The organism is Streptomyces sp. NPDC059832, assembly GCF_042731715.1.
GTDB lineage: Bacteria > Actinomycetota > Actinomycetes > Streptomycetales > Streptomycetaceae > Streptomyces.
On sequence record NZ_JBHWIY010000003.1, the window covers coordinates 534,192 to 557,970 of the forward strand.

Genomic DNA, 23,779 nt, shown 5'->3' on the forward strand with positions numbered 1-23,779 from the left:
GAAACATTACGCACTTGCGGTGGTATGTCCTAAAGGGGGCGCCGGGAGGTCCACCACAGGGTGAACACGGTGAGGGCGATCGTACCCAGGAGCAGGAAGCCCGCCCCGGTCCACTGCATGGCCGGCATCTGGTCGTACCCCAGGTACTTGACCACGTTGTCGACGATGCCGTTCTCCTTGACGCAGGCGTTGGCGGCCGCCTCGGTCTTCAGGCCGCTGCAATGGAAATAGCCGAAGAGCGTGCCGTCGGAGCTGCTGACCCAACGATCCATTTCGTACATGTCGTCGAGCTCGGCCGGGGGATTCGCGTTCAACGGGTAGTTGATCATCCGCGGCGAGGCGAGGGATTCGCGGACCAGGCCCCAGGCGACTTCCACGGCGATGGCGAAGCCGAACGTGACCACCATGGACATGAGGACGCGACGCAGCAGCAGCCCGATGGCGATGCCGGCCGCGGTCAGGAAGAGGCAGAGCGCCGGGAGTACCGGACCCGTGTTGTCGAAGACCGGCCCGGAGTACCACACGAAGGAGAACGCGGAACGATAGGGCTCCCACCACCAGGTGAAGAGCGCCGAGAGGCCCACACCGCAGACGGTGACCATCAGGTAGCACCAGAAGAGCTTGGTGGTCAGCCAGCGGCGGCGCGAAACGGACTGGGTGGTCACCAGTTGCGCGGTGCCGTGCTCCTGGTCCGTCGAGATCAGGGTGGCGCCGAGGAAGACCGCGAGGACCACGGGGAGCGCGCTCAGGGCGTTGACGGTGAGCATGAGCCCACCCGAGGACATCGACTGGTCAAGGGGCTTCTTCGGCCAGCCGACCGCCACGAGCGCGTCATGCATCTGGCCGCGCTGGTAGACGATCCAGAGCGCGCCGAGGGCCGTCAGCGCGAGCACGGCGAGTATCGAGGCGCGGTGCTGGCGCACGACGAGCCAGTTCAGTCCGTGCAGCAGGCGGGGCCGGGGCTTCCGGTCGGTCCGGGAGGCTTCGGTCGGGGTGGTGCTCATGCGGTGCGGATCCCTTCCTCGATGCGGGCACCGGGGGTGAACAGCGAGGGTGCGTCCGGCGAGCGGAGATACGCGAGCAGTACTTCCTCCAGGCCGGGCTCGGCGACCACCCAGTCGCTGGGCAGGGGGCCGTTGGGCCGCACCAGCGCGTGGAACTGCCTGCCCTGGACACGGGTCTCGATCACGGTGTGGGGAGCCAGCAGATCGGCCGGGTTCCCGTCCGTGACCAGCCCCGTCACCAGCGCGTGGGCCGGGACCAGCGCGTCGGCGTCACCCGCCATCCGCAGCCTGCCCTCGGAGATGACCAGCAGGAAGTCGCACATGTCCTCCAGCTCGGAGAGCATGTGGGAGGACATCACCACGGTGGTGCCGCGCTCGACGGCCTCCGACATCAGCAGTGCGCCCATGTCGTGACGGGCCAGCGGGTCGAGGTCGGCCATCGGCTCGTCGAGCAGCAGCAGGTCGGGCCGCTTGCCGAAGGCGAGCGCGAACGCGACGCGGGTGCGCTGACCGCCGGAGAGCGTGCCGACCTTGGCGTGCAGGGGCACCTGGCCCGAGCGGACGATCCGCTCCGCCGCGGCCATGTCCCAGCCGGGGTTCAACTCCGCGCCCAGCCGCAGCGTCTCCGCCACCGTGAACCTCTTGAACAGCGGCTTGTCCTGCCCGAGGAAGGCGAACCTCGGCATCACCGCGGAGTCGTCGACGGGCACGCCGAAGACCCGGAGTTCCCCCTGCGTCGGCTGCACCTGCTGCGTCGCCATCCCCAACAGAGTGCTCTTCCCCGCCCCGTTGGGGCCCACGAGACCACAGATCCGTCCGGCCGGAAGCCGGAAGGAACAGTCACGCAGCGCCCAACCGCGCCGGTACCGCTTACCGAGCCCGCGGGCCTCCAGCGCCCAGGCGCCGGAGGCACCTGCCGGAGTGAATGCGTCTGCCATGCGCTTCGCCTCAATTCCACTACTCAATTAATGGAATCATGGTCTGGTGCGGGAGAGACTGTCAAACCACCCCGGGCGTCCGCCCCGGCGGACCATGGCGCGGGTGTCCGTAATGAACCTGTTCGGGCTGCGTGTCGCGCTCCCTTCCGAGGACTGGACCACGCAATCCACGAACGACCGCAGGCAGCAGCTCGACGGCCTGCGCGGGCGCATCTGCTCGGCCGGCAGCAAGAACGACCTGACCGACGCGATCGAGGACGTCCACGCCGACACCGGCAACTTCGGCGGCGACGCCGAACTGGACGAGATCCTCAGCGAAACACCAACGGCCTCGAACGCTCGGGCCACGCCACGGCGAACCTCTCGCCCGCCGAACGGGCCCGTACGGAACAGCTCCCGGCGAACGCGTCGAGCCCGCGGGAGAAGGCGCAGCTCATGAAGGCCCTCGCCTCGGACCCCTGCCGTCGGGTGCCGCGTCCGCATGCCTGGGGGACTGGCCGGAGACCGCCGCGCAGGTCGCCGGCACACGGGATGAGGAGGCGCGCGCCGCACGCCGGCCGGACACGGTCGCCGAGCTCATCGCCCTGCGCCGCGGCAGCCGGGCCGCGACGACGGGGCCCGGTCCGGCCCGATCCGAACGAGAGGCGCCCTGGCGCCCGGGTGCGGTGGCGGGACCCGGCGAGGCGCGCGACCGTCAGCCCTGGCGCTTCTCCGGCCGCACCCCGCGCACCTGGCTGCGTACCGCCCCCATGCTCGCCCCGATGACCAGCGCAATCGCCAGCGCGTCGGTGGTCGTCAGGGCCTGGTCGAGGATCAGGAAGCCGGCCGTGGCCGCAATCGCCGGTTCCAGGCTCATCAGGATCGCGAAGGTGGGCGCGGGCAGGCGGCGCAGCGCCATGAGTTCGAGGGTGTACGGAAGCACCGAGCTCATCAGCGCCACCGCCGCGCCCAGCCCCAGCGTGGAGGGGACCAGCAGCTTCGAGCCCGACTCCATGATGCCGAGGGGCAGCGAGAGGAGCGCGGCGACGACCAGGGCCAGGGCCAGGCCGTCCGCCTGCGGGAAGCGGCGGCCGGTGCGGGCGCTGAAGACGATGTACGTCGCCCACATGGCACCCGCGGCCAGGGCGTAGGCGGCGCCCACCGGATCGAGGCGGTCGAAGCCTCCCCCGCTCAGCAGCAGGACGCCGCCCAGCGCGAGCCCGGCCCAGACCACGTTGATCAGGCGGCGGGACGCGAACACCGACAGGGCGAGCGGGCCCAGCACCTCCAGGGTGACGGCCGCGCCCAGCGGGATGCGGTCGGCCGCCTGGTAGAAGAGCGTGTTCATGCCGCCCATGGCCAGCCCGAACGCGAGGACCGTGCCCCAGTCGGCGCGCGAGTGGCCGCGCAGCCTCGGGCGGCAGACGGCCAGCATCACGAGCGCGGCCACGGCCAGGCGCAGGGTGACGACGCCGAGCGCGCCGGCGCGTGGCATCAGCAGGACCGCGACCGCGGAGCCGAACTGGACGGAGAGACCGCCCGCGACCACCAGCGCGACCGGGGCGAGTGCCGCGCGCCGGCCCTTGGGGCCCGCGGGGCCCGCCACATCGCCCAGGACGGCAGCCGCCTCGGGTACGGCGACGGCTGCGGCTCGCTCCACGGCCGCCGCGGCCACTGCTGCACTGCGCTGGTCGTTCACCTGCGGTGTCCCTCCCGATCCGATAGTGCAACTCAATGCACCGTTCGATTGAAGATACTGCACTTCGCTCGTGCGGTACGTCCTCTTACGGTAGGTACCTCCGCGTGCCACGTGAAATGTCGATCGAGCTCCGGTTATGCTCCCCGCGCATGAGCATCGGGCGTTCTGGGGAAAGTGCTGGTCGCGGCATCGAAGTGCGGCATCTGCGCGCCTTCCTCGCCGTCGCCGACGAGGGCAACGTCACCCGCGCCGCCGCCCGCCTCCGCCTCACCCAGCCCGCGGTCTCCCGCACCCTCGCCGCCCTGGAGCAGCACCTCGGCGTCCGGCTCGTCGACCGTTCCACCCACCATCTCGCCCTCACCCCCGAAGGCGTCGTCTTCCGGGACAAGGCCGCCGCCGCGGTCGCCGCCTTCGACGAGGCGCTCGACTCCGGCGGGCTGCGCCACTGGCCGCTGCGGCTCGGGCACGCCTGGTCGGCATTCGGCCCGTACACCACACCGTTGCTGCGCCGCTGGCAGGAGCTGTATCCGCGGACCCCGCTCGAACTGCTGCGGATCGACGACCGCACCGCCGGGCTCACCCGTGGCGAGGTCGACGCCGCGCTGCTGCGGGGGCCCGTGGAGGCGCCCGGACTCGTCACCGAGGTGCTGTTCGAGGAGGATCGGGTGGCGGCGGTGGCGGCGGACGGGCCGCTCGCGGGCCGTGCCACGCTCCGGCTCGCCGAACTGACGGGCGAGACCGTCGTCCTCAACACCGTCTCCGGCACCACCACCGTGGACCTGTGGCCACCGTCGGCCCGCCCCACCGCGACCCTCACCGTCGCCAACACCGACGACTGGCTGACCGCCATCGCGGCGGGACGCGGAGTCGGCGTCTCCGCCGCGTCCACCGCCGACATGCATCCGCACTCCGGCGTCGCCTACCGGCCGCTGCTCGACGCCCCGTCCGTCCCCGTCCTGCTCGCCCGGCGGGACGTCCCGGGGCATCCCGCGCTGCCGAAGCTGATCGCACTGGCGCGCGAGGTCGTGGGGCGGGATACCGGTGGCGGCTGAGGCCGCGTGGCACGTCGAGAATGCGGACACGCTCGAACCGCTCGCCGAGCGCTGACCGATCGCGCCGTCCGGCCCACCATGGGCCGTCGAGCTCCCAGTCGCCCCGGCCGGAGCGAGTGGGAGCGCCATCCTTGTCAGCTCACAGAGCGCGGCCGCATCCTGGTGCCGAACTCAGGGCGGACCGCCCGTCCCACCCGCAGGGGAAGAGGATCGCGGAGCCTGGCCACATACCGCCGGTACGCCCACGCCTCGGCCGAGGTGCCCTCGCCGAACGCGCGCACGACCGGTGAGTTCCTGATCCGTGACAGCAAGACACTGGACGGCCCGCGCCTGACCCTGACGAACGAGGGGTTCACCGGTCTCGTGGAATTCGCCAAGCACCACGGATGACCGACCCCGAATGCCCGGCCCTCGCCGTGCGGCGGGGGCCGTTGTCATGCCCAGGTAAGGCGCTGCCCGCCAGGGCCGACGTGCAGCCGCATGCGGTCGGGCGACGGCCGACCGTCCGCCTGCCACTGTGAGACACGCTCGGCGATCTCGTCCCACAGACGCACCGGGCCGCCCTGCCGGACCATCCACCGCCCGCCGTCCTGAAAGAGGACCGCCCACGCCTCGGCGTGGGCGTCGACCACGACGTGTTCCGTTCGGCCGTCACGTTCCAGCGTGAGCCGCTGCGCGCGGGGCGCGGCGAACTGCGCGATGAACCGGGCCGTCCAGTCGTCGAGTACGTCCGCGCCCAGCTCGGCGGGGACCGTGTCGCCCTCACCGAGGTTCGGCAGGATGCCCAGCGGGGGCGGAAGGTGGGGCCGGGCGAGCATGAACGAGACCTGTCCGCCGAGGACCGGGCCGTCGGCCGTGCCGTCGTCGGCGACGGTGAGCCGTACGAGTTCGGATGCGTGCATCCACCCGCCGACCGTGACCAGGATTTCACCGCCTGGCCGGGTTTGTGCGAGCCAGTCGGCCGGCACGGTGCGCACCGCGCACGTAGCGATCACGCGGTCGTACGGACTGCCCTCCTCGTAGCCCGCCAGACCGTCACCGACCACGCGTCGAGGCCAGTACCCCACCCCCGCGAGGGCCATTCCGGCGCGGGCGGACACCTCTGCGTCCACCTCGACCGTGGTCACGTTGTCCTCGCCGACGACATGGCACAGCAGCGCGGTGGAGTAGCCGGTGCCTGTACCGATCTCAAGGACGCGCGTCCCCTCGGTCGCCCGCAGGTCTTCGAGCATCCGCACGACCAGACTCGGCAGAGTGGACGACGACGAGGGGGCCGCGGCGATGCGCCCCTCGACCTGGTCGGGGAAAACGCCCCCGGCCACCTGGGTCACGAGGGTGTCGTCCTGGTAGATCCGCGTGAGTCCTCCCGTGGAGTCCCCGGATGCCGGGCGGTACCAGCCGCCGTCTTCGTACTCGAACCAGCCGTGCGCGAGAAACGCCTCGCGGGGCACCGACATGACGGCCGCTTCCCACTCCGGGCTGCGCAGAGTGCCGGAGTCCGACAGGCACCGCGCGAGATCGGCCCGCAGGTCCTTCGAGGTCAGGGGATCAGTCTTCGAGGTCAGAGGGTCAGTCATGGCGGCTCGCTCCGTTCTCCAGCAGGTCCGCGATTGCCGTGGTGATCGGCAGTCCGGCCGCGTCTTCGAGCCACGCCCATTGGCCGTTGGGGTTGCACTCCAGAAACCACCATGCGCCGTCGCCGGTCACGGCGAAGTCGAAGGCTCCGAAGTTCAGCCCGAATCCGGCGAGGAAGCGCGCCAGTAACCCACGCGTCTCCTCCGGGCAGGCGACCGGCTCGTAGGTGAGGTTCCGGTACTCGGATCTCCAGTCCACGACCCCGGGCGGCGCGGTGATCCGGGCGCTGAACACCCGCTCGCCGACCACGACCGCCCGCACGTCCGCCACCTTGGGCACCCGCGCCTGGAACAGGTGCGCGCTGCGGCTCACCGCACCGTCGATCTCGCCGGCCTCGACCTGGGCGGCCCAGATCCCGGCAGGCTCACCCTCGACGTCGTACGCCCCCGCGTGCAGGGTCACGCGGGTACGGTGTCGGCCGCGCCGACACGGGCGGCGAGCACGGCCGCTCGTGGACACGGATCGTGATGCCGGGCCCGGTCGCGCCGGGGATGTCGTACGCCTTCGACTCCCTAAGATCCATGGGCTGTTGGCAGTGGTCGCACCTCACTGGCGGCCCTCCCGCCACACACGGATGAGCCGGACCGCGACCGGGCACGGCGCACACCGGCAGGCGGCGCACGTGCAGGTGTGGCCGAGGAGCGCGCGGTACGCCGTGTCTCCGCGCGAGCGGGCGGTCTTCGTCAGGGGGATCACGTCGGCATGTCCTTCCGACAGGAACGGGGGAACCAGTGAATGGTGGATCCGCATACGTCGAGTCCGCCGACGGCGCGCTCCTGGTGTATCGGTACCGGGCTCGGAGCGCAGGAGGGCCGCCGGTCCGTGCCGGGATCAGGTGTCCGCAAGGCCATGACCAGCACGTTAGGAGCTCGGGGGAATCAGAGTGCACCTTGATTCGCGAATATTCCCCAGCCGTCAGGCGCGATTCGCGAGGATGCTCATGAGAGGTTCAGCTGAGCCCGTGCCCGCGCGATCAACCGGTGTGCGCTGGTCCCGTACACGGCTGATTCCGTGAGGCTGTCCCACACCCGTCGGTACACACCGGTGCTCTCCGGGTCGTCGATCCAGAGTTCGGCGTGCCAGTCCTCGACGATGGCCAGCCGGTCGTCATACAGCCAGAACCCCGGCCCCGGCGGGATGGCCACCTGGGCGCCGAGTGGGACGATGCCGAGCCGGATGGTATCCAGTCCGATCGCGCCGACGAGTCGGTCGAGCTGGGCGGAGAGCACATCGGGAGGGCACACTCTGGCGTGGAGGGCGGCCTCCCACATGACGATGTCGAACGTTCGGCCCGACTGGTAAAGCAGGTCCTGGCGCCGCATCCGGGCCCGTACTGCCGCTTCGATGTCGCGGGGCGACTGGTAGAGCGTGGCGAACCCGGTGAAGATGTGCCGGGCGTAATCCGGGGTCTGAAGCATGCCGACGACCATCGCACCCTGCCATGCCCGCAGTTCGGACGAACGCTCGTACTCGACAGTGAGGGCGTCCTGTACTGGTCGATGACCGGCCCTCAGCTGCCGGCGCCACGAGCGGGTGCGGGTCTCCAGACCCTGGACGTGGGCGTGGAGCTCCTCAGCGGCCTCGGGGTGCCCCGCGCCCACGGCCCATGCTGTGAGGTCGTCCGGGGTGGCCGTCTGCCGACCGGTCTCCAGCTTGGAAACCTTGGCCTGTGGCCACCCCAACTCGGCCGCCAGTGCTCGTTGCGTCGTCGTGCCACGCAGCTCGCGGAGCCGACGGCCGAGCGCCTCACGGGCGTGCTGGAAGTCAGTGCTCACACGGCGAAGTTACCTCTGCACCTGGTCGTAGGGCACAGCGTGGTGCCAGGCGGCCTCGCGGACCTGCGCGTATCACAAGACATCCACGGGGTTGGTGATCAGCTCGACCCCGGTCATCTCGTCAGCGTCGTTGTGGTGGAGCAGGGCGACAACTCGGCTGTCAAAGATCCAGAAGTCCTCGTGCGGCAGCTTGAGTTCGTCGGCCCTGCTGCGGGGCAGCGCGCGGATGTCCTCGCCTACCGCAGTGTTGCGACGGGCGTTGTCGAGGAGGTAGCGCTGCCCGGGGGTGGGCGGCTCGTCGAGAATGCGGACGCGCTCGAACCGCTTGCCGAGCGCGGACTGATCGCGCCGTCCGGCGCACCATGGGTCGTCGAGGTCCCAGTCGACGCGCCCCTCGGCAAGGAACTGTCGATAGGTGTCGGTCTCCTCGTCCGAGGCGTAGCGGCGGCGTGTCTCCAGCCTCCAAGCCGAGTGCTTCAGCGTGGCGAACATGCCGCCGAATGCGTCGAAGGTGATGAGCTGGGGCACATGCACAGGCTCCTTCGGACCGAAGTTCGCAAGCAGTTCGCGTGGGACGGTGACAGCACCCTCTTCGGGGGCAAGGTTGTCGAGCTGGTCGAGTTCGGCTGCGTCGGTGACGCGGTCGCCCTGGACGACGTATCGATCCGTGCCAGGGATCTCGTACAGAGTCGGGCATCCGTCGTTGCCCGAGTTGGTCCCGACCTTGCGCAGTTTCCATGGTGTCCTCCTGCGGCTGGTGATCTGCTGCGCACCGTAGCCGCGCGGGTCAGCGCCACAACAGAGCGCCGGACTCCCTCGTCATCAGGCCGGGTCGGGTTCGCGGCAGGGCCTGCACAGGCCGTCGCGGAACGCTTCGGGCCTGCCCGGGGCGCCGCACTCGGTGCACTCGGCCATCAGGCGGCGTACAGGAGTTCCCTGCGCGGTCGGGGCTGCGGCGGGCAGGCGGGGCGGGAGCTTGTCGTGGAGGCGGCGGCGGACGAAGCCGAAGGGTGAGTCGACGGACGCGGGGAGCCCGGCGGTGAGGGCGTGCGTCAGGTATTCGGCGTCCACGCCGCGCGCGAACCACTCGGCGGCCGCCTGCTCCAGTGCCGCACAGTCCGCTGCCGAGAGAGCCAGGCGGGAGTCGGTACGGCCGAGGCGGGCCAGGGCGGCGAAGGCGGGAGAGGAGTCCCCCACCGTGTGGACTGGCGCCGACACCTGCCCCACGGTGCGCTGCTGCGGTACCACCATGACGGGCATGGGTGCAGGCGCGGGCTCGGGCTCGGGCGCTTCGTCCGAGACGTCCACCTCGGTGGCCTCTGTGGTCTCTGCCGCCTCCTGCGGCGCGGCGTGGTGCTCCTCGGCGGCCAGGAAGGCGTTCCACCACTCGTTGTCGTGGGCGGTGCGGGACCAGAAGGTGCGGGTCACCCAGCGGACCTGGTCGCCCTCGCCGCTCAGGCATCGCACATGTCGCAGATGGCCCGCCACGCCCAGGGCCCGCAGAGCGCTGCCGACGGCCATCTGTCCGTACAACGGCTGGCTCCTGGCCAGCGACTTGATGTCCATCGCCGCGCCCTCGGGCAGCGCGTCCACGTAACCGGCGATGTGCCGCTCGCGCTCGGGGAGCAGTGTGAAGTCGCCCCCGCTGTCATGGCGTTGCTTCGGTACGGATCGCTTTCCGTAACCGGGCTTGGCCTTCGGGTGGGCGCGCGAGGATGCGGGCGCACGCAGGGCAGGGCTAAGGTTTGGGACAGCCACGGGATCGCCTGTTTCGGTCTTGGGGTCAGACCCCGGCCGGTGCTACGAACACCGCGTCGGGGTCGTTACGTTGGGCACCGTAAGCAGCCGCGACTCCGCGCCGCAAGTCGGTCACGACTAGTCATACTTGCTGGCCGTGACGGGTCGGGTCGGGCGGGGAGGTTCTCCCAACCCCCTTCATTTTCCCACCTGTTGCAAGACATCGCTCGAATCCCGACGTCCGGATCCCGGCCCCCGAAGCCCGAAGCTCAAGACCCGGCCCCGGACCTCTCCGCGTACCCACGAAAGAGTGAACAAGCCCTCCCCGAAGCTCGAAACCCGGCTCCCGGAACTCGGGCTCCGGTCATGCCCCCAGCACGGGCTTCGGCGGCCGTTCGGCAGTTTGTGCGTGTTGATCGCGTTCGTCACTGTTCTAGCGGCGGTTCATCAGATAGCGCGAACTCGCGTTTGTCGGCTGGTTGGGCCGGATCGGCGTGGATAGCGTCGTCCGCGCCGTCCGGAGAGGCCGGCACCCGTCACGTGCCGCACGCGCCCCGGGCCGCCCCGTCCGTCATGCGCCGGTACGGGGCTCGCGCCAGGGCGGTTCCCATGGGAGTGGACATGAGTTCTGTAGGCCGTAAGACCGTCGCGGTGATGGCCGCGGCTCTGGCGTCGCTGGGCGCGGGAAGCGGGGTCGCCGCGTCCGCGGCCACCCCGCCGGCCACGTCGTGCAGCGGGGCGGAATGCTCCAGCCTGAAGCCGGTCAGGCTCGTGGCCAGTCAGGCCACCTTGAACATCACCCAGATGCAACTGGAGAACATCCACGCGATGGCGTCCGACGCGGTGACCGGGGAGCCCATCCGCGGTGCGAAGGTCGTGTTCGCCACCGTCGGCGGCCGGACGCTGGGAGCCGCCTACACCGATTACGACGGCGTGGCCGCGATCACCGCCCCGGAGAACCTGGGTCCGGGAACCCTCCAGGAGCTGCTGGGCGGCTACGAAGCCGCGCTGGTCGGCGACGGCGTCCACGCCCCGGTCGGGGCCCATGGAGCGATCACCGTCGGCACCGACCAGGGCCCTGGTGTCCCGAGCGGCCCGTGCGGCATCTGCAGCGACCGCGGGCTCAAGCAGGACGTGGTCCCGGTCGACTGGAGCCGGTGAGGATGCGGGTCCTCCGCCGCCGGTCCCGGGCGGCCGGTCAGGGCATCCCGGGCCCTCGTCCGGCCGGGGTCCGAAAGAGCGGGGCCCAGGAGAGCGGGGCCGTGGCCCCGGTCGGTGCGGTCAACGGCCACGCGGTCCTGGACACCGTGGCCGCGCTGCCCATCAGTACCTGGCGCTACCTCTGGGAGCCCGAGGACGTGCGTCATCTCGGGCCGATGGCCCAGGACTGGCACGCCGCCTTCGGCTTCAACCGGGACGACACCACCATCCCCGTCGTCGACGGACTCGGCGTCACCCTGGTGTGCGTCCAGGCACTCCACCGCCGGGTGGAAGAGCTCACGGCCGAGGTGGACCGTCTGCGAGAAGCCACGCGCGAACCCGCCCGAGGCCGCGTGACGACACCGGGATCCGGACCAGAGGATCAGGACACCATGACAAGCAGGACAGCATGACAGAACAGGACACCTTGGCACGGCACGGATCCGTCGCGGAGCCGTCCGGGGCTGTGGATGAGCCGTCACCGGTGTGTACGGACGCGATCTGGCGGCTTCCGGTGACGGTCTGCCGCATCACCCGGTTCCTGGGTGAGCGGACGGCCGGCGCCTTGCTGGAGCGCGCCATCGCCGCCACCGGCGACACGTTGAAGCCCTCCATGATCCGGGACCGGGAGGTGGTTCCCGACGTTCGGCGGTCCCGGTCGTGCCAGGACTTCGCCGCGCCCGAACTGCTGGCGGCCATCGACGACGTACTGGAGGCGGTCGAGCACACGCTGGGCATCTCCTGCCGGTACACCGAACCCGACTACGGCCTCAACGTGCACAACGACGGCGACTACTACCGGCCGCATCAGGACACCAGCGGCGACTTCTCCCCCCGGCGCCTGCTCACGTTCGTGTATTACCTGCATCGCACGCCCCGGCCTTTCGACGGGGGCGAGCTGCGTGTGTTCGACGCCGCCCTGCCGCTGCACACCGACACGACCGGGAAGTGGGAGGAGCGCACCTGGCGGGACTGGGAGCCCGAGCACGACAGCATCGTGTTCTTCCCGCCCGCCGCCTGGCACGAGGTACGGCCGGTCGGCTGCCCGAGCAAGCAGCACGCGGACAGCCGCTTCGCCGTCAACGGCTGGCTGTGCAGCCCCGACCCCGCACACCGCACGCCTCGGGGCATGACGTGAGCCGGTGAGACCCGTCGTCCCGGCGCTACCCCGCTTCCCGCCCGTCGGCCGGTCCTTCCGCCAGGCCCTGCGCCAGTACCTCCGCCAGGTGCCGGGCCCGTACGCCGCCCAGCTGTTCCAGTTGCGTCCGGCAGGAGAATCCGTCGGCCAGGACCTCCGTGCCCGGCTCGGCGGCCCGTACCGCAGGCAGCAGTTGTTCCTCCGCGCAGGCCGCCGATACGTCCCAGTGGCCGCGTTCGAAGCCGAAGTTTCCGGCCAGGCCGCAGCAGCCGCCGCTCAACTCGCCGATCAGTCCCGCCCGTTCGCGCAGTCGGCGTTCCGCCGCGTCGCCCAGGACCGCGTGCTGGTGGCAGTGCGTCTGGCCGGTGACCGGGCGGTCCAGGCGGGGTGGCCGCCAGTCAGGGGCGTACTCCTCCAGGTACTGGGTCAACGTCCTTACGGATGCCGCTAGTTCGGCGGACCTCGGGTCGTCGGGGAGGAGTTCGGGCAGGTCCGTGCGGAGGGTGGCGGCGCAGCTCGGTTCGAGGACGACCAGGGGGGCGCCGAGCGTGCCGCCCAGCCGGTCCAGGGTGCGGCGCATGACCTTGCGGGCCTTGTCCAGCTGGCCCGTCGATACGTAGGTGAGGCCGCAGCACAGCCCGCGGCCGGCCGGGATCGCGTGGCGGCCCGCCGCCTCCAGGACCCGTACCGCCGCCCGGCCCACCTCGGGCGAGAGGTGTTCGGTGAAGGTGTCGGGCCAGACCATGGCCACCTCGTCGTTCGAGAAGACGAACGTGCCCTTGCCCCAGCGCCGGTTCAGCCACCGGGTGAACGTCTCCCGCGCCAGGACCGGAATCCCGCGCTCCGGTGCGATGCCCGCCAACCTCTTGGCGAGGGCGGCGAGGAGGCGGACCCGGGCCAGCGCGTTCAGCGGGCCCGCGAAGCGGGACGCCAGGCGCAGCCACGTCGGCAGCCGGCCCATCGTGTAGTGGGCGGCCGGGCGCAGCCGCCGCCGGTAGTGGTGGTGCAGGAACTCGGCCTTGTACGTGGCCATGTCGACGCCCACCGGGCAGTCGCTCCGGCAGCCCTTGCAGGACAGGCAGAGGTCGAGCGCGTCCCGTACCTCCGTCGAGCGCCAGCCGTCCGTGATCACCCCGCCCGCGTCGCCCGCGAGCATCTCGTGCAGCAGCCGGGCCCGGCCGCGGGTGGAGTGGGCCTCCTCACCGGTCGCCCGGAACGACGGGCACATCACGCCCGCGCCCGCCGGCTCCGCCGTACGGCATTTGGCGACGCCCACGCAGCGGCGTACCGCCGCCGAGAAGTCGCCGCCGTCGTGCGGGTAGCCGAACGCGACGTCCACCGGGCGCTTCGGCAGCACCTCGAAGCGGAGGTTCTCGTCGAGCCGGGCGGGTCGGGCGAGGATGCCGGGGTTCATGCCGCCGTCCGGGTCCCAGACGTCCTTGAAACGGGAGAAGAGGGCAACCAGTTCGTCCCCGTACATGCGCGGGAGCAGTTCGGCGCGGGCCTGGCCGTCGCCGTGTTCGCCGCTCAGTGATCCGCCGTGCGCGACGACCAGGTCCGCGAGCTCCCCGGAGAAGCGGCGGAAGCGGGCCACGCCCTGCGTGCTCAACAGGTCGAAGTCGATCCGGACGTGGATGCAGCCGTCGCCGAAGTGCCCGTACGGGGTGCCGCGCAGCCCGTGCTCGGCGAGCAGGGCACGGAAGTCGCGGAGGTAGGGGCCGAGGCGGGCGGGCGGTACGGCGCAGTCCTCCCAGCCGGGCCAGGCCTCCGTGCCGTCCGGCATCCGGGTCGCGGTGCCTGCCGCGTCCTCGCGGATGCGCCACAGGGCCCGCTGCCCGGCCGGGTCGGTGACGACCGTGCCGTCCAGCGCGTCTGCCGTCCGCAGGACGCGCTCGGCGTGCGCCCGTGCCTCGGCCGGGGTGGCGCCGCCCGTCTCGACGAAGAGCCAGGCGCCACCGCGCGGCAGCCCGGCCGGTTCCCGTACGAGATCGGCGGCCATGCCCTCGACGGTGAGCGGGTGGTACGGGAGCAGACCGGGGGCGGCTTCGGCGGCCGCGGCCTCGTCGGCGTAGCCGAGTACGGCCAGTGCGCGGGCGGCCGGCGCCTCGACCAGTCGTACGGTCGCCTCCGTCACCACGCCGAGCGTCCCCTCGCTGCCGCAGAAGGCACGGGCGAGGTCGGTCCCGCGCTCGGGCAGGAGGGCATCCAGCGCGTATCCGGAGATGCGGCGCGGGAGTTCGGGGAACCCGGTGCGCAGCGGGGCGAGGTTGGTGCGGATGAGTTCGGGGAGGCCGGCCAGGGCCTCGGGGACCGTGCCGCGGCCCAGCCGCAGGGTGTCGCCGCCGTAGCGGGTCACGGTCAGGGCGTGCACGTTGTCGGCCGTGGTGCCCCAGGCGACCGAGTGCGCGCCGCAGGAGTTGTTGCCGATCATGCCGCCCAGCGTGCAGCGGCTGTGCGTGGACGGGTCGGGGCCGAAGGTGAGGCCGTGCGGGGCGGCGGCGGCGCGCAGCTCGTCCAGGACCACGCCCGGCTGGACGACGGCGGTACGGGAGCCGGGGTCCAGCTCGACGATCCCGCGCAGATGGCGGGTGAGATCGAACACGACGCCGGTGCCGGTGGCCTGTCCCGCGATGGAGGTGCCGCCGCCGCGCGGCACCACGGGGACCCCGTGCGCACGGCAGACGGCGAGTGCGGCGGCCACGTCGTCGGCGTCGCGCGGGGAGACGACGCCGAGCGGTACGCGGCGGTAGTTGGAGGCGTCCATCGTCGTCAACGCCCGTGCGGTGGGGCCGAAGTCGGCCTCGCCGCGGACCGCGGCGCGCAGGGCCTGTGCGAGTTCGGCGCGTTCCGTCGGATTCTGATGTGCGGCCATGCGGGCCAGGATGCCGTTGATCGGGCCACTGGACCGTCCGGCGCCGCACGTTTCCCCTGAATACGTCAATACGCCGGAATACGTCGGACGCGTAGTCACATACGTAACAAAGAACGCTACAAGATCTTCCCAAAGAGAGCGTCAATTCTCATATAGTGACCGAGACTTGCCTTGGAATTGTCAGCTCCAGTTGCCGCGTTCACCCTGGCAGTTCCGAACTGTCCTGATCTGAACCGTTCAATCTGCCCGACCTGTCCGTTCCGTCCCTACCCGTCCGCCACCAAGGACTCCCATTGAGCCCCTCATCCCGGCCGACCGCAGCGGCCCTGCTGGTATCGCTGGCCGTCACCGGATCCCTGTGTCTGTGGGCGGTCGCCGCCGCCCCCGACTCGGTACGGACCGAGCTGGCCTGGGGGGCGGGTGCCGCCGCCGTACTGCTGTCCGCCGCCGTGGCCACCGCCGTCCAGGCCCGTGCCAACGCCGGCCGCCTGCGCGCCCGGCTCGCCTCGGAGACCCAGCGGTTCACCGGCGAGATCAGCCGCCTCGTGTCCGCCTCGGCGGCCGAGGGCCAGCGGTTCACCGCCGAAACCGCCCGGATCAAGTCCGCGGCGGCGGCCGAGACGGCACGGCTCAGGTCCGCGACCGAGGCCGAGACCGTGCGGATCACCACGCAGGCCGCCGCCGACATCGAACGGCTCACCGCCGAGACCGCGCGGCTCACCGCCCGCGCGACCCGCAGCGAGACCGAGCGGTCCGCCGCGGTGGCGGCCTGCGCCAACGCCGCGGGCCGGATGCAGGCCCTGGCCACCAGCATGCTCGCCGACCTGCGCGAGATGGAGCACCGGCACTCCGCCGAGGAGGTGCTCGGTGATCTGCTCCACCTGGACCACCGCACCGCCCAGGCGGGCAGGCTCGCCGACTCCATCGCCGTGCTGACCGGCGCCCGCTCCGGGCGGCGCTGGGCGAAGCCGATCGTGATGGAGTCGATCCTGCGCGGCGCCATGGGCCGGATCAGCGGCTACCAGCGGGTGCGGCTCCACTCGACCAGCGATGTCGCGGTCGCCGGCCACGCCGCCGAGGGCGTCATGCACGCGCTCGCCGAACTCCTCGACAACGCCGCCAACTTCTCGCCGCCCACGGCGGAGGTCCATGTGTACGTCGAGGAGGTGCCGGCCGGCATCGTCCTGACCGTCGAGGACAGCGGCCTGGTCATGAGCGATGTGCAGCTGCGCCGCGCCGAGCGTGCGGTGTCGGCCACCGACCACGACCTGACGGGTCTCTCCGGCACCCGGCTCGGCCTCGCCGTCGTCGGCCGGCTGGCCCGCAAGCACGGTCTGACCGTCTCCTTCCGGCCGTCCGCGCGCGGTGGTACGGGTGCCCTGATGATGCTCCCGCAGGAGCTCCTCACCCGGACCCCCGTACCGGCCCCGGAACCGGTGTCCCGGCCGGTGCCCGAGCCCACGCACGGCACCGCGTCGGCGTCGGGGACGGCGGCGCCGGTCACGGCCGACGCACAGCACCCGGTCCCGGCCGACCCGCAGCACACACCGACCGCCGCCGAACCGGCCGAACCCGACCCCACGGACTCCCCGGCGTCCGAGACCACCGGCAGCCTCCCCCGGTTCGGCGAGAGCGGGCTGCCCAAGCGCTCCCGAGGCCGTACCCTCGCCGCCGCCGAGGCGCGCGCCCACGCGCACGCCGACGACGCCACGGCCCCCCGGCCCCGCACCTCCGACCCCAAGGAACAGGCAGCCCGCTTCAGCAGCTTCCGCCAGGCTGTTCGGGCCAATTCCCCGCACCCGGAAGAAGGCAACACCCGATGACCGCCACCACCGACGAGAAGCTCAACTGGCTGCTGGAGGGGCTCCTGGAGCGCACCCCCGGCACTCGTCACGCCCTCGTCCTGTCCAGGGACGGCCTCAAGCTGTGCCGCACCCCCGAGCTCTCCGTCGACCAGGCCGACCAGTTGGCCGCGATCTCGGCCGGTATCCAGAGCCTGTCGCACGGCGCCTCCATCGAGTTCGGTGACGGCACCGGCGGCGTACGGTCCGCGATGGCCGAGTTCTACGGCGGTGTGCTCTTCATCGTCGAGGCGGGCGCGGGCGCCCATCTCGCGGTCGTCGCCTCCGAGGACTCCGACGTCGGCCTCATCGGCCACAACATGAGCGAGCTCGTCGAGCAGCTCGGCGAGCACCTCAGCGCCCCGCCGCGCTCCCCCTCCGCCTCCGAGGTCACCGCCGCCGACGCCGACGCGGCCGTATGACCCGCCCCCGCCCCGGCCGGGACGACGATCCGGACCGGCTGTACACCCTCACCGGGGGTCGCAGCCGGTCCGACTCGGACGCGTTCGACCTGGTGACGCTGGTGGTCTCCGAGTGCGAGCCGACCCCCGGCATGCAGTCGGAGCACGTCACGATCCTGCGGATGTGCCAACTGCCCACCGCGGTCGTGGAGATCGCGGCGGGCCTCGGCCTGCCCGTCAGCATCGTCCGGATCATGCTGTCCGACCTGCTGGACACCGGACGGATCAGCGCCCGCCACCCCCGTACTGCCCGTGTCGCGGACCGGCTCCCCGACCCCGACATCCTGGAACAGGTGCTCGTTGGACTCCGCAACCTCTGACCGTGCCGCCCTGCAGGCGACGGCCGACAACGGACTGAAGATCGTCGTCGTCGGCGGCTTCGGGGTCGGCAAGACCACCATGGTCCGCTCCGTCAGCGAGATCCGTCCGCTGAACACGGAAGAGACCATGACCCGCGCGGGCGAGGCCGTCGACCACCTCGACGGTGTGCAGTCGAAGACGTCCACGACCGTCGCCTTCGACTTCGGCCGGATCTCGCTCGACGAGCGCTCCGTGCTGTACCTCTTCGGCGCCCCCGGCCAGGAGCGCTTCTGGTTCCTGTGGGACCGGCTGTTCTCCGGCACGCTCGGTGCCGTCGTGCTCGTCGACACCCGCAGGCTCGCCGACTCCTGGTACGCGATCGACCGGCTGGAGCACCACGGCACGCCGTTCATCGTGGCCTGCAACGACTTCGGCGGCCCGCTCCACACCGAACAGCAGATACGCGAGGCGCTCGCCCTCTCGGACGACGTGCCCCTGGTGGAGTGCGACGCCCGGGACCGCTCGTCCAGCAAGTACGTACTGATCACGCTGGTCGAGTACCTCCACACCCTCTCGCAGGGCGGGGCTTCCGCCCGGTCCGCCGCCGCCCGTCCGGAGATCGCGCCGGAGAAGACCCCGGAGCCCACCCCGTGACCCAGCCCCCGGCGCCGCCCGTCGGCTGCCCCGTCTCCCAGGGCCGCGTGCCGCTCTCCGGCCCCCGGTTCCAGACCGATCCGACCGGGCTCTACCGGGACATGCGCCGCGACCACGGGGCCGTGGCACCGGTCGTCCTCGACGGCGACATCCCCGCCTGGCTCGTGCTCGGCTACCGCGAACTGCACCAGCTCACCGGCGACCCGGTGCTGTTCAGCCGCGACTCCGACCTGTGGAACCAGTGGGACCGCATCCCCGACGACTGGCCGCTGCTGCCGATGATCGGCCGCAAGCAGCCGTCGATCCTGTACACGGTCGGCCCCCGGCACACCGAGCGCGCCGCGATGATCAGCAACGCGCTGGAGGCCGTCGACCCGTTCGCGCTGAAGCGGTACGCGGAGGAGTTCGCCGACGGTCTCATCGACCGGTTCTGCGCCACCGGCGGCACCGAGATCATCGCCGAGTACGCGATGCTGCTGCCCGCCCTCGTCCTGGCGAAGATCTACGGCTTCAGCGACACCATCGGCGCGGCGCTGGTCGGCTCGCTCAACGACATGATCGACGGCCGGGAGCGGGCGCTGGCCGGTCAGCAGCACCTCGCCTCGTCCATGTTCCAGCTGCTGGCCGACAAGCACGCCGAGCCCGGCGACGACGTCGCCTCGCGGATGCTCGCCGACCGCGGCGGCTTCACCGACGAGGAGATCGCCCAGGACCTGATGGTCATGATGGCCGCGGGCCACCAGCCGACCGCCGACTGGATCGGCAACTCGCTGCGGCTGATGCTCACCGACGACCGGTTCGCCGCCTCCCTCTCGGGCGGCCGGCACAGCGTCGCCGAGGCCATGAACGAGGTCCTGTGGGAGGACACTCCGACGCAGAACGTCGCGGGGCGCTGGGCCTCGCGCGACACCCGCCTCGGCGGCCGTCACATCCAGGCGGGCGACCTCCTGCTGCTGGGCATCGCCGCCGCCAACGCGGACCCGCAGGTCCGCACCGACGGCTCCACACTGACCGGCGGCAACAACGCGTTCCTCTCCTTCGGCCACGGCGAGCACCGCTGCCCGTTCACGGCCCAGGAGACCGCTGAGGTCATCGCCCGTACCGGCATCGAAGTACTGCTCGACCGGCTCCCGGACATCGACCTCGCCGTCCCCGCCGGACAGCTCACCCGGCGCCCGTCCCCGTGGCTGCGAGGCCTGACCGACCTGCCGTTGACCTTCACGCCCACCCTCGCCCTGGGACCCACCGCGGGAACCGCCACCGGAGGCCAGAGATGACCCGGATCGCCCTCGACCCCTTCGTCACCGACCTCGACGGCGAGAGCGCCCGGCTGCGTGCCGCGGGCCCGCTCGCCGAGGTGGAACTGCCGGGCGGGGTGCACTGCTACGCGGTCACCCACCACGCCGAGGCGCGGCAGCTGCTCACCGACAGCCGGATCGTGAAGGACATCGATGTCTGGAACGCCTGGCAGCGCGGCGAGATACCGATGGACTGGCCGCTGATCGGCCTCGCCAACCCGGGCCGCTCCATGCTCACGGTCGACGGCGCGGACCACCGCCGGCTGCGCGCCCTGGTCGCGCAGGCGCTGACCGTGAAGCGGGTGGAGCGGCTGCGGGCCGGCATCGAGGCGCTGACCACGGCGAGCCTGGACCGGCTGGCCGCGCTGCCGAAGGGCGAGCGGGTCGACCTGAAGGCGGAGTTCGCCTACCCGCTGCCGATGAACGTCATCAGCGAGCTGATGGGCGTGGACAGCGCGGACCACCCGCGGCTGAAGGAGCTGTTCGAGAAGTTCTTCTCGACGCAGACGCCGCCCCAGGAGGTCCCGCAGATGATGGCGGACCTCGGCGCGCTCTTCACGAAGATCGTCGACGGCAAGCGGGAGAACCCGGGCGACGACCTCACCAGCGCCCTGATCGCGGCCTCCGAGAACGGTGACCAGCTCACCGACGAGGAGATCGTCAACACCCTCCAGCTGATCATCGCGGCCGGTCACGAGACCACGATCAGCCTGATCGTGAACGCGGTCGTCGCGCTCCAGACGCACCCCGAGCAGCGCGAGCAGGTGCTCGGCGGCGAGGTGCCCTGGGAGAACGTGATCGAGGAGACCCTGCGCTGGAACACCCCCACGTCGCACGTCCTGATCCGGTTCGCCACCGAGGACGTCGAGGTGGGCGACAAGGTCCTGCCCAAGGGCGAGGCGCTGATCGTCTCCTTCGGCGCGCTCGGCCGCGACGAGGCGCAGCACGGCCCGACGGCCGGTGAGTTCGACATCACCCGCTCCCCCAACCGCCACATCGCGTTCGGCCACGGCCCGCACGTCTGTCCGGGTGCGGCGCTCTCCCGGCTGGAGGCGGGCGTGGCACTGCCCGCGCTGTACGAGCGGTTCCCGGAGCTGGAGCTCGCCGTACCCGCGTCCGAGCTGCGGAACAAGCCGATCGTCACCCAGAACGACCTGCACGACCTGCCGGTGGATCTGGGCTGACCGGCGGTCCCCGCACGCCGTCCACGAACCGGAGCGGGCGTCTCATCCGACGGACACGGTGCTCGGCCGTGTCCGTGAGGCACTACGCTCCGGTTCGTGGCCGATATCCAGATTCCCGCTGACATCAAGCCCGCCGACGGACGCTTCGGCGCCGGTCCTTCCAAGGTGCGGACGGAGGCGCTCGACGCGCTGGCCGCCACCGGTACGTCTCTTCTCGGTACGTCCCACCGCCAGGCCCCGGTCAAGAACCTGGTCGGCGCGGTGCGTCAGGGCGTGCGCGACCTCTTCTCCCTCCCCGAGGGCTACGAGGTGATCCTGGGCAACGGCGGCTCCACCGCCTTCTGGGACATCGCGACGCACGGACTCATCGAGACGAAGTCCCAGCACCTCAACTTCGGCGAGTTCTCGTCGAAGTTCGCGAAGGCCGCCAAGCTCGCCCCGTGGCTGGCCGACCCGACCGTGATCGCCTCCGACCCGGGCACCCACCCGGACCCGCGGGCCGAGGCGGGCGTCGATGTCTACGCCTTCACGCACAACGAGACCTCGACCGGTGTCGCCGCACCCGTCAAGCGCGTCGCGGGCGCCGACGAGGGTTCCCTGGTCCTGGTGGACGCCACCTCCGGCGCGGGCGGCCTGCCCGTCGACATCACCGAGTCGGACGTCTACTACTTCGCCCCGCAGAAGTCCTTCGCCTCCGACGGCGGCCTCTGGATCGGCGTCTTCTCCCCTGCCGCCCTGGAGCGCGCCGCGCGCGTCCACGCCTCGGGCCGCCACATCCCGGAGTTCTTCTCGCTGCCCACGGCGATCGACAACTCCCTGAAGAACCAGACGTACAACACCCCGGCCCTGGCCACGCTGTTCCTCCTGAACGAGCAGCTGACCTGGATGAACACCCAGGGCGGCCTGGACTTCACCACCGGCCGCACGGCCGCGTCGGCGCAGAACCTGTACGGCTGGGCCGAGGAGTCGAAGTACGCGACCCCGTTCGTCACCGACCCGGCGAAGCGCTCGCAGGTCATCGGCACGATCGACTTCGCGGACGAGATCGACGCCTCCGCCGTCGCCAAGGTGCTCCGCGCCAACGGCATCGTCGACACCGAGCCGTACCGCAAGTTGGGCCGCAACCAGCTGCGCGTGGCGATGTTCCCGGCGATCGACCCGTCGGACATCCAGGCGCTGACCGCCTGCATCGACTACGCGATCGAGAAGCTGTAACGCGTACCCGCACGAGGAAGGGCCCCGCGCTGTTGCGCGGGGCCCTTCCTCGTTCACTCGGTCGGGTGGCGGAACAGCTTTCGGGCACTGGCGACCGGACCGGCCTACGATGATGGCCTCGACATCACCCCTTCGGGAGGCCCGCAATGTCTGCAGCAGCAGTGGAGCACCCCTGTGACGGTGAGCCGGATTCGCTGCTCGACACGGCCAACAGGCTCGCGGAGCAGAACCCGGGTTGCCGTGTCGAGATCATCGGAGGCGTCATCACCGTGGCCCCACCCCCGGACGGCCCGCACGGCCGAGCGCTGACCAAGATCATGCGCCCCTTCATCGCAGCCGGTCTCGACGACGGCGAGACGGAGGTCATCCAGGCACTCGGAGTGTGGCTCCCCGGCAGCCCTGCGGACTTCGCCATCCCCGACCTGGCGATCGTCGACGCCGATCTCGACGGGCATCTGGTCGAGAACAACTGCTACGACCCCGCCGTCTTCCGTCTCGTCCTGGAGGTCACCTCCAGCAACTACAACAACGACCTGCGCAACAAGGTCGCCGCCTACTCCGAGGCCAAGATCCCGGTCTACGTGATCATCGACCGCAGGCACGGGCGGGTGCATGTCCTGACCGAGCCCATGGGCGGCGGTTACGAGAGCCACCAGGTGTACGCCCCCGGGCAGTCGGTCACGCTGCCCGAGTCGATCGGTGCCCCGGTGACCCTCGATGTCGCCGAACTCATCCGGGCCGGCCGCCCCCGCGCCTGATCACCCGGCCGCCGCCAGGACCTCCCGAAGGCGGGCTATGCCCGGGGCCCACTCCTTGTCCCCCGCGTCGTCCCACAGCTCGCGCAGCTCCGAATTCTCGCCCAGCACCGCGTCGAGGGCCTTCACCGCGAGGGGGCGCAGGTCCGTCGCGAGGACGGGCAGCGGCTTGTCGGGGCCGTACGCGGTGGTCACCGGCTCGCCACCCGGGCACTGGGAGGCGACCAGCGCGGCCGAGGCGACGGCGATCACGGCGTCGTCGCTGTCCAGGTAGTCCGAGGGAGCGACCGCCCCCTCCAGGGCCTTGCGAATCACCGCTTCCCGCCCCGCCTCCGGCGCATCGTCGATCTTCCCCGAGAAGTCCGCAGCGGTGTCGTTGTCGAAATGGCCGGTGTCCCAGGTGCCCATGAGGTCCCCTCCGCAAGTGCTGTCCGTACGTGGACCACTCTCGCACCTGCCACTGACAACGGCGGGTCAGTCCTCTCCCGCGCCCCGCTCCCAGCGCCGTTCGCCCTCGCACCACTGCTCCGTCGGTCCCAGCCCCGCCGCACCGGCCACGGCTGCGGAGGCGTCGTGGTCCGGATGGATGTGGGCGAGGACGGTACGCACCGCCCCCGGCTCCGGCTCCACCGCCAGCAGGTGCGCCACCAGCCCCGCCGCGGCCTCCTTCGCGTACCCGCGCCCCTGCCACCGCGTCCCGACCACCCAGGCGATCTCCGCCTCCGCGCCCGGCACGTCCACCGTCGCCTGGACGTATCCGGCCAGGCGGCCCTCGCCCCGTACCCGCAGCACCCAGTTCCACCACCGCACCCCGGGGTCCGGCGAACCGGCGGTCTGGCGTCCGTAGCGGGCCCTCAGCTCGTCGGCGGTCTCCGGGGCGCCCCCGGTGTACGTGTGCAGGGCCGGGTCGTCGAGCACCGCCGCCATCTCGTCCGCGTACGCGACCCGCAGCGGCAGCGCGTCCAGCCGTGCGGTGGCGAACGGTTCGGGCTCAGTGATCATTTGGCTCTCCATAGGGCCCCGACCCTACGCGCGCCCCGGT

At 71.4% G+C, this 23,779-nt stretch carries 25 protein-coding genes; 14 read left to right on the forward strand and 11 right to left on the reverse strand.

Annotated features, from left to right (window positions below; all coding sequences use genetic code 11):
• Window positions 1–29: 29 nt before the first annotated feature.
• Complete coding sequence (locus tag ACFV8T_RS07690; protein ID WP_385325492.1) at window positions 30–1,004, reverse strand: ABC transporter permease; 975 nt, start codon at window positions 1,002–1,004, stop codon at window positions 30–32.
• Window positions 1,001–1,942 (reverse strand): ABC transporter ATP-binding protein, encoded by a 942-nt coding sequence (locus tag ACFV8T_RS07695; RefSeq protein ID WP_385325493.1) that lies wholly within the window; start codon window positions 1,940–1,942, stop codon window positions 1,001–1,003. Before ACFV8T_RS07695 ends, ACFV8T_RS07690 begins: the two co-directional genes overlap by 4 nt.
• A gap of 103 nt (window positions 1,943–2,045) precedes the next feature.
• Here ACFV8T_RS07695 and ACFV8T_RS07700 point away from each other — a divergent pair, with 103 nt between their 5' ends.
• Window positions 2,046–2,381 (forward strand): hypothetical protein, encoded by a 336-nt coding sequence (locus ACFV8T_RS07700; RefSeq protein ID WP_385325494.1) that lies wholly within the window; start codon window positions 2,046–2,048, stop codon window positions 2,379–2,381.
• Between the two features lie 255 nt (window positions 2,382–2,636).
• Here ACFV8T_RS07700 and ACFV8T_RS07705 read toward each other — a convergent pair whose 3' ends face one another.
• The gene (locus ACFV8T_RS07705) at window positions 2,637–3,620 is read right to left on the reverse strand and encodes a DMT family transporter (RefSeq protein ID WP_385325495.1); all 984 of its coding nucleotides are present in this window, start codon (window positions 3,618–3,620) and stop codon (window positions 2,637–2,639) included.
• A 149-nt stretch (window positions 3,621–3,769) separates the two neighbouring features.
• Between ACFV8T_RS07705 and ACFV8T_RS07710 the strand changes: the two genes are divergently transcribed.
• Together ACFV8T_RS07710 and ACFV8T_RS07715 are read left to right on the forward strand one after the other, a co-directional pair.
• Window positions 3,770–4,672 (forward strand): LysR family transcriptional regulator, encoded by a 903-nt coding sequence (locus tag ACFV8T_RS07710; protein ID WP_385325496.1) that lies wholly within the window; start codon window positions 3,770–3,772, stop codon window positions 4,670–4,672.
• A 258-nt stretch (window positions 4,673–4,930) separates the two neighbouring features.
• Entirely contained in the window at window positions 4,931–5,062 is a 132-nt protein-coding gene (locus tag ACFV8T_RS07715) for a DUF397 domain-containing protein (protein ID WP_385325497.1), read from the forward strand.
• 44 nt (window positions 5,063–5,106) lie between these two features.
• On the opposite strand, the gene tgmC is transcribed toward ACFV8T_RS07715, so the two are convergent.
• The 5 genes from tgmC to ACFV8T_RS07740 form a co-directional block, all read right to left on the reverse strand.
• Complete coding sequence (gene tgmC, locus ACFV8T_RS07720; RefSeq protein ID WP_385325499.1) at window positions 5,107–6,249, reverse strand: ATP-grasp peptide maturase system methyltransferase; 1,143 nt, start codon at window positions 6,247–6,249, stop codon at window positions 5,107–5,109.
• On the reverse strand, window positions 6,242–6,709 hold the full coding sequence (locus ACFV8T_RS07725; RefSeq protein ID WP_385325501.1) for a hypothetical protein: 468 nt from the start codon (window positions 6,707–6,709) through the stop codon (window positions 6,242–6,244). Before ACFV8T_RS07725 ends, tgmC begins: the two co-directional genes overlap by 8 nt.
• A gap of 536 nt (window positions 6,710–7,245) precedes the next feature.
• A complete protein-coding gene (locus ACFV8T_RS07730; protein ID WP_385325503.1) occupies window positions 7,246–8,082 on the reverse strand; it encodes a helix-turn-helix domain-containing protein in 837 nt (278 codons plus the stop codon).
• Window positions 8,083–8,154: 72 nt separating this feature from the next.
• Entirely contained in the window at window positions 8,155–8,610 is a 456-nt protein-coding gene (locus tag ACFV8T_RS07735; protein ID WP_385325504.1) for a DUF6879 family protein, read from the reverse strand.
• Window positions 8,611–8,904: 294 nt separating this feature from the next.
• Window positions 8,905–9,840, reverse strand: a complete 936-nt coding sequence (locus tag ACFV8T_RS07740) for a MarR family transcriptional regulator (RefSeq protein WP_385325505.1) — start codon at window positions 9,838–9,840, stop codon at window positions 8,905–8,907.
• A gap of 600 nt (window positions 9,841–10,440) precedes the next feature.
• On the opposite strand from ACFV8T_RS07740, the gene ACFV8T_RS07745 reads away from it, so the two are divergent.
• From ACFV8T_RS07745 to ACFV8T_RS07755, 3 genes are all read left to right on the forward strand, one after another.
• Window positions 10,441–10,980, forward strand: coding sequence for a hypothetical protein (locus ACFV8T_RS07745; protein ID WP_385325507.1), 540 nt, complete (start codon window positions 10,441–10,443; stop codon window positions 10,978–10,980).
• A 101-nt stretch (window positions 10,981–11,081) separates the two neighbouring features.
• Entirely contained in the window at window positions 11,082–11,432 is a 351-nt protein-coding gene (locus tag ACFV8T_RS07750) for a tail fiber domain-containing protein (protein WP_385325508.1), read from the forward strand.
• Complete coding sequence (locus ACFV8T_RS07755; RefSeq protein WP_385325510.1) at window positions 11,429–12,157, forward strand: 2OG-Fe(II) oxygenase; 729 nt, start codon at window positions 11,429–11,431, stop codon at window positions 12,155–12,157. Before ACFV8T_RS07750 ends, ACFV8T_RS07755 begins: the two co-directional genes overlap by 4 nt.
• 25 nt (window positions 12,158–12,182) lie before the next feature.
• Here ACFV8T_RS07755 and ACFV8T_RS07760 read toward each other — a convergent pair whose 3' ends face one another.
• Window positions 12,183–15,029: an FAD-binding and (Fe-S)-binding domain-containing protein gene (locus tag ACFV8T_RS07760; protein WP_385325512.1), complete on the reverse strand. Its 2,847-nt coding sequence runs from the start codon at window positions 15,027–15,029 to the stop codon at window positions 12,183–12,185.
• Window positions 15,030–15,322: 293 nt separating this feature from the next.
• Between ACFV8T_RS07760 and ACFV8T_RS07765 the strand changes: the two genes are divergently transcribed.
• From ACFV8T_RS07765 to ACFV8T_RS07800, 8 genes are all read left to right on the forward strand, one after another.
• A complete protein-coding gene (locus ACFV8T_RS07765; protein WP_385325513.1) occupies window positions 15,323–16,852 on the forward strand; it encodes an ATP-binding protein in 1,530 nt (509 codons plus the stop codon).
• Window positions 16,849–17,292 (forward strand): roadblock/LC7 domain-containing protein, encoded by a 444-nt coding sequence (locus ACFV8T_RS07770; protein ID WP_266415874.1) that lies wholly within the window; start codon window positions 16,849–16,851, stop codon window positions 17,290–17,292. Before ACFV8T_RS07765 ends, ACFV8T_RS07770 begins: the two co-directional genes overlap by 4 nt.
• On the forward strand, window positions 17,289–17,651 hold the full coding sequence (locus tag ACFV8T_RS07775) for a DUF742 domain-containing protein (protein ID WP_362195378.1): 363 nt from the start codon (window positions 17,289–17,291) through the stop codon (window positions 17,649–17,651). The genes ACFV8T_RS07770 and ACFV8T_RS07775 overlap by 4 nt, the downstream gene beginning before the upstream one ends.
• Window positions 17,632–18,285 carry an ATP/GTP-binding protein gene (locus ACFV8T_RS07780; RefSeq protein ID WP_385325515.1) on the forward strand — a complete coding sequence of 218 codons (654 nt, stop codon included), beginning with the start codon at window positions 17,632–17,634 and terminating at the stop codon, window positions 18,283–18,285. The genes ACFV8T_RS07775 and ACFV8T_RS07780 overlap by 20 nt, the downstream gene beginning before the upstream one ends.
• Window positions 18,282–19,562 (forward strand): cytochrome P450, encoded by a 1,281-nt coding sequence (locus ACFV8T_RS07785; RefSeq protein ID WP_385325517.1) that lies wholly within the window; start codon window positions 18,282–18,284, stop codon window positions 19,560–19,562. The genes ACFV8T_RS07780 and ACFV8T_RS07785 overlap by 4 nt, the downstream gene beginning before the upstream one ends.
• Window positions 19,559–20,767: a cytochrome P450 gene (locus ACFV8T_RS07790; protein ID WP_385325519.1), complete on the forward strand. Its 1,209-nt coding sequence runs from the start codon at window positions 19,559–19,561 to the stop codon at window positions 20,765–20,767. Before ACFV8T_RS07785 ends, ACFV8T_RS07790 begins: the two co-directional genes overlap by 4 nt.
• Before the next feature lie 96 nt (window positions 20,768–20,863).
• Window positions 20,864–21,982 (forward strand): phosphoserine transaminase, encoded by a 1,119-nt coding sequence (serC, locus tag ACFV8T_RS07795; protein ID WP_385325521.1) that lies wholly within the window; start codon window positions 20,864–20,866, stop codon window positions 21,980–21,982.
• A gap of 146 nt (window positions 21,983–22,128) precedes the next feature.
• Window positions 22,129–22,740 (forward strand): Uma2 family endonuclease, encoded by a 612-nt coding sequence (locus ACFV8T_RS07800; protein ID WP_385325523.1) that lies wholly within the window; start codon window positions 22,129–22,131, stop codon window positions 22,738–22,740.
• On the opposite strand, the gene ACFV8T_RS07805 is transcribed toward ACFV8T_RS07800, so the two are convergent.
• Together ACFV8T_RS07805 and ACFV8T_RS07810 are read right to left on the reverse strand one after the other, a co-directional pair.
• Window positions 22,741–23,145: a DUF4259 domain-containing protein gene (locus ACFV8T_RS07805; RefSeq protein WP_385325525.1), complete on the reverse strand. Its 405-nt coding sequence runs from the start codon at window positions 23,143–23,145 to the stop codon at window positions 22,741–22,743.
• 66 nt (window positions 23,146–23,211) lie between these two features.
• Entirely contained in the window at window positions 23,212–23,739 is a 528-nt protein-coding gene (locus ACFV8T_RS07810) for a GNAT family N-acetyltransferase (RefSeq protein WP_385325527.1), read from the reverse strand.
• Window positions 23,740–23,779 lie beyond the last annotated feature (40 nt).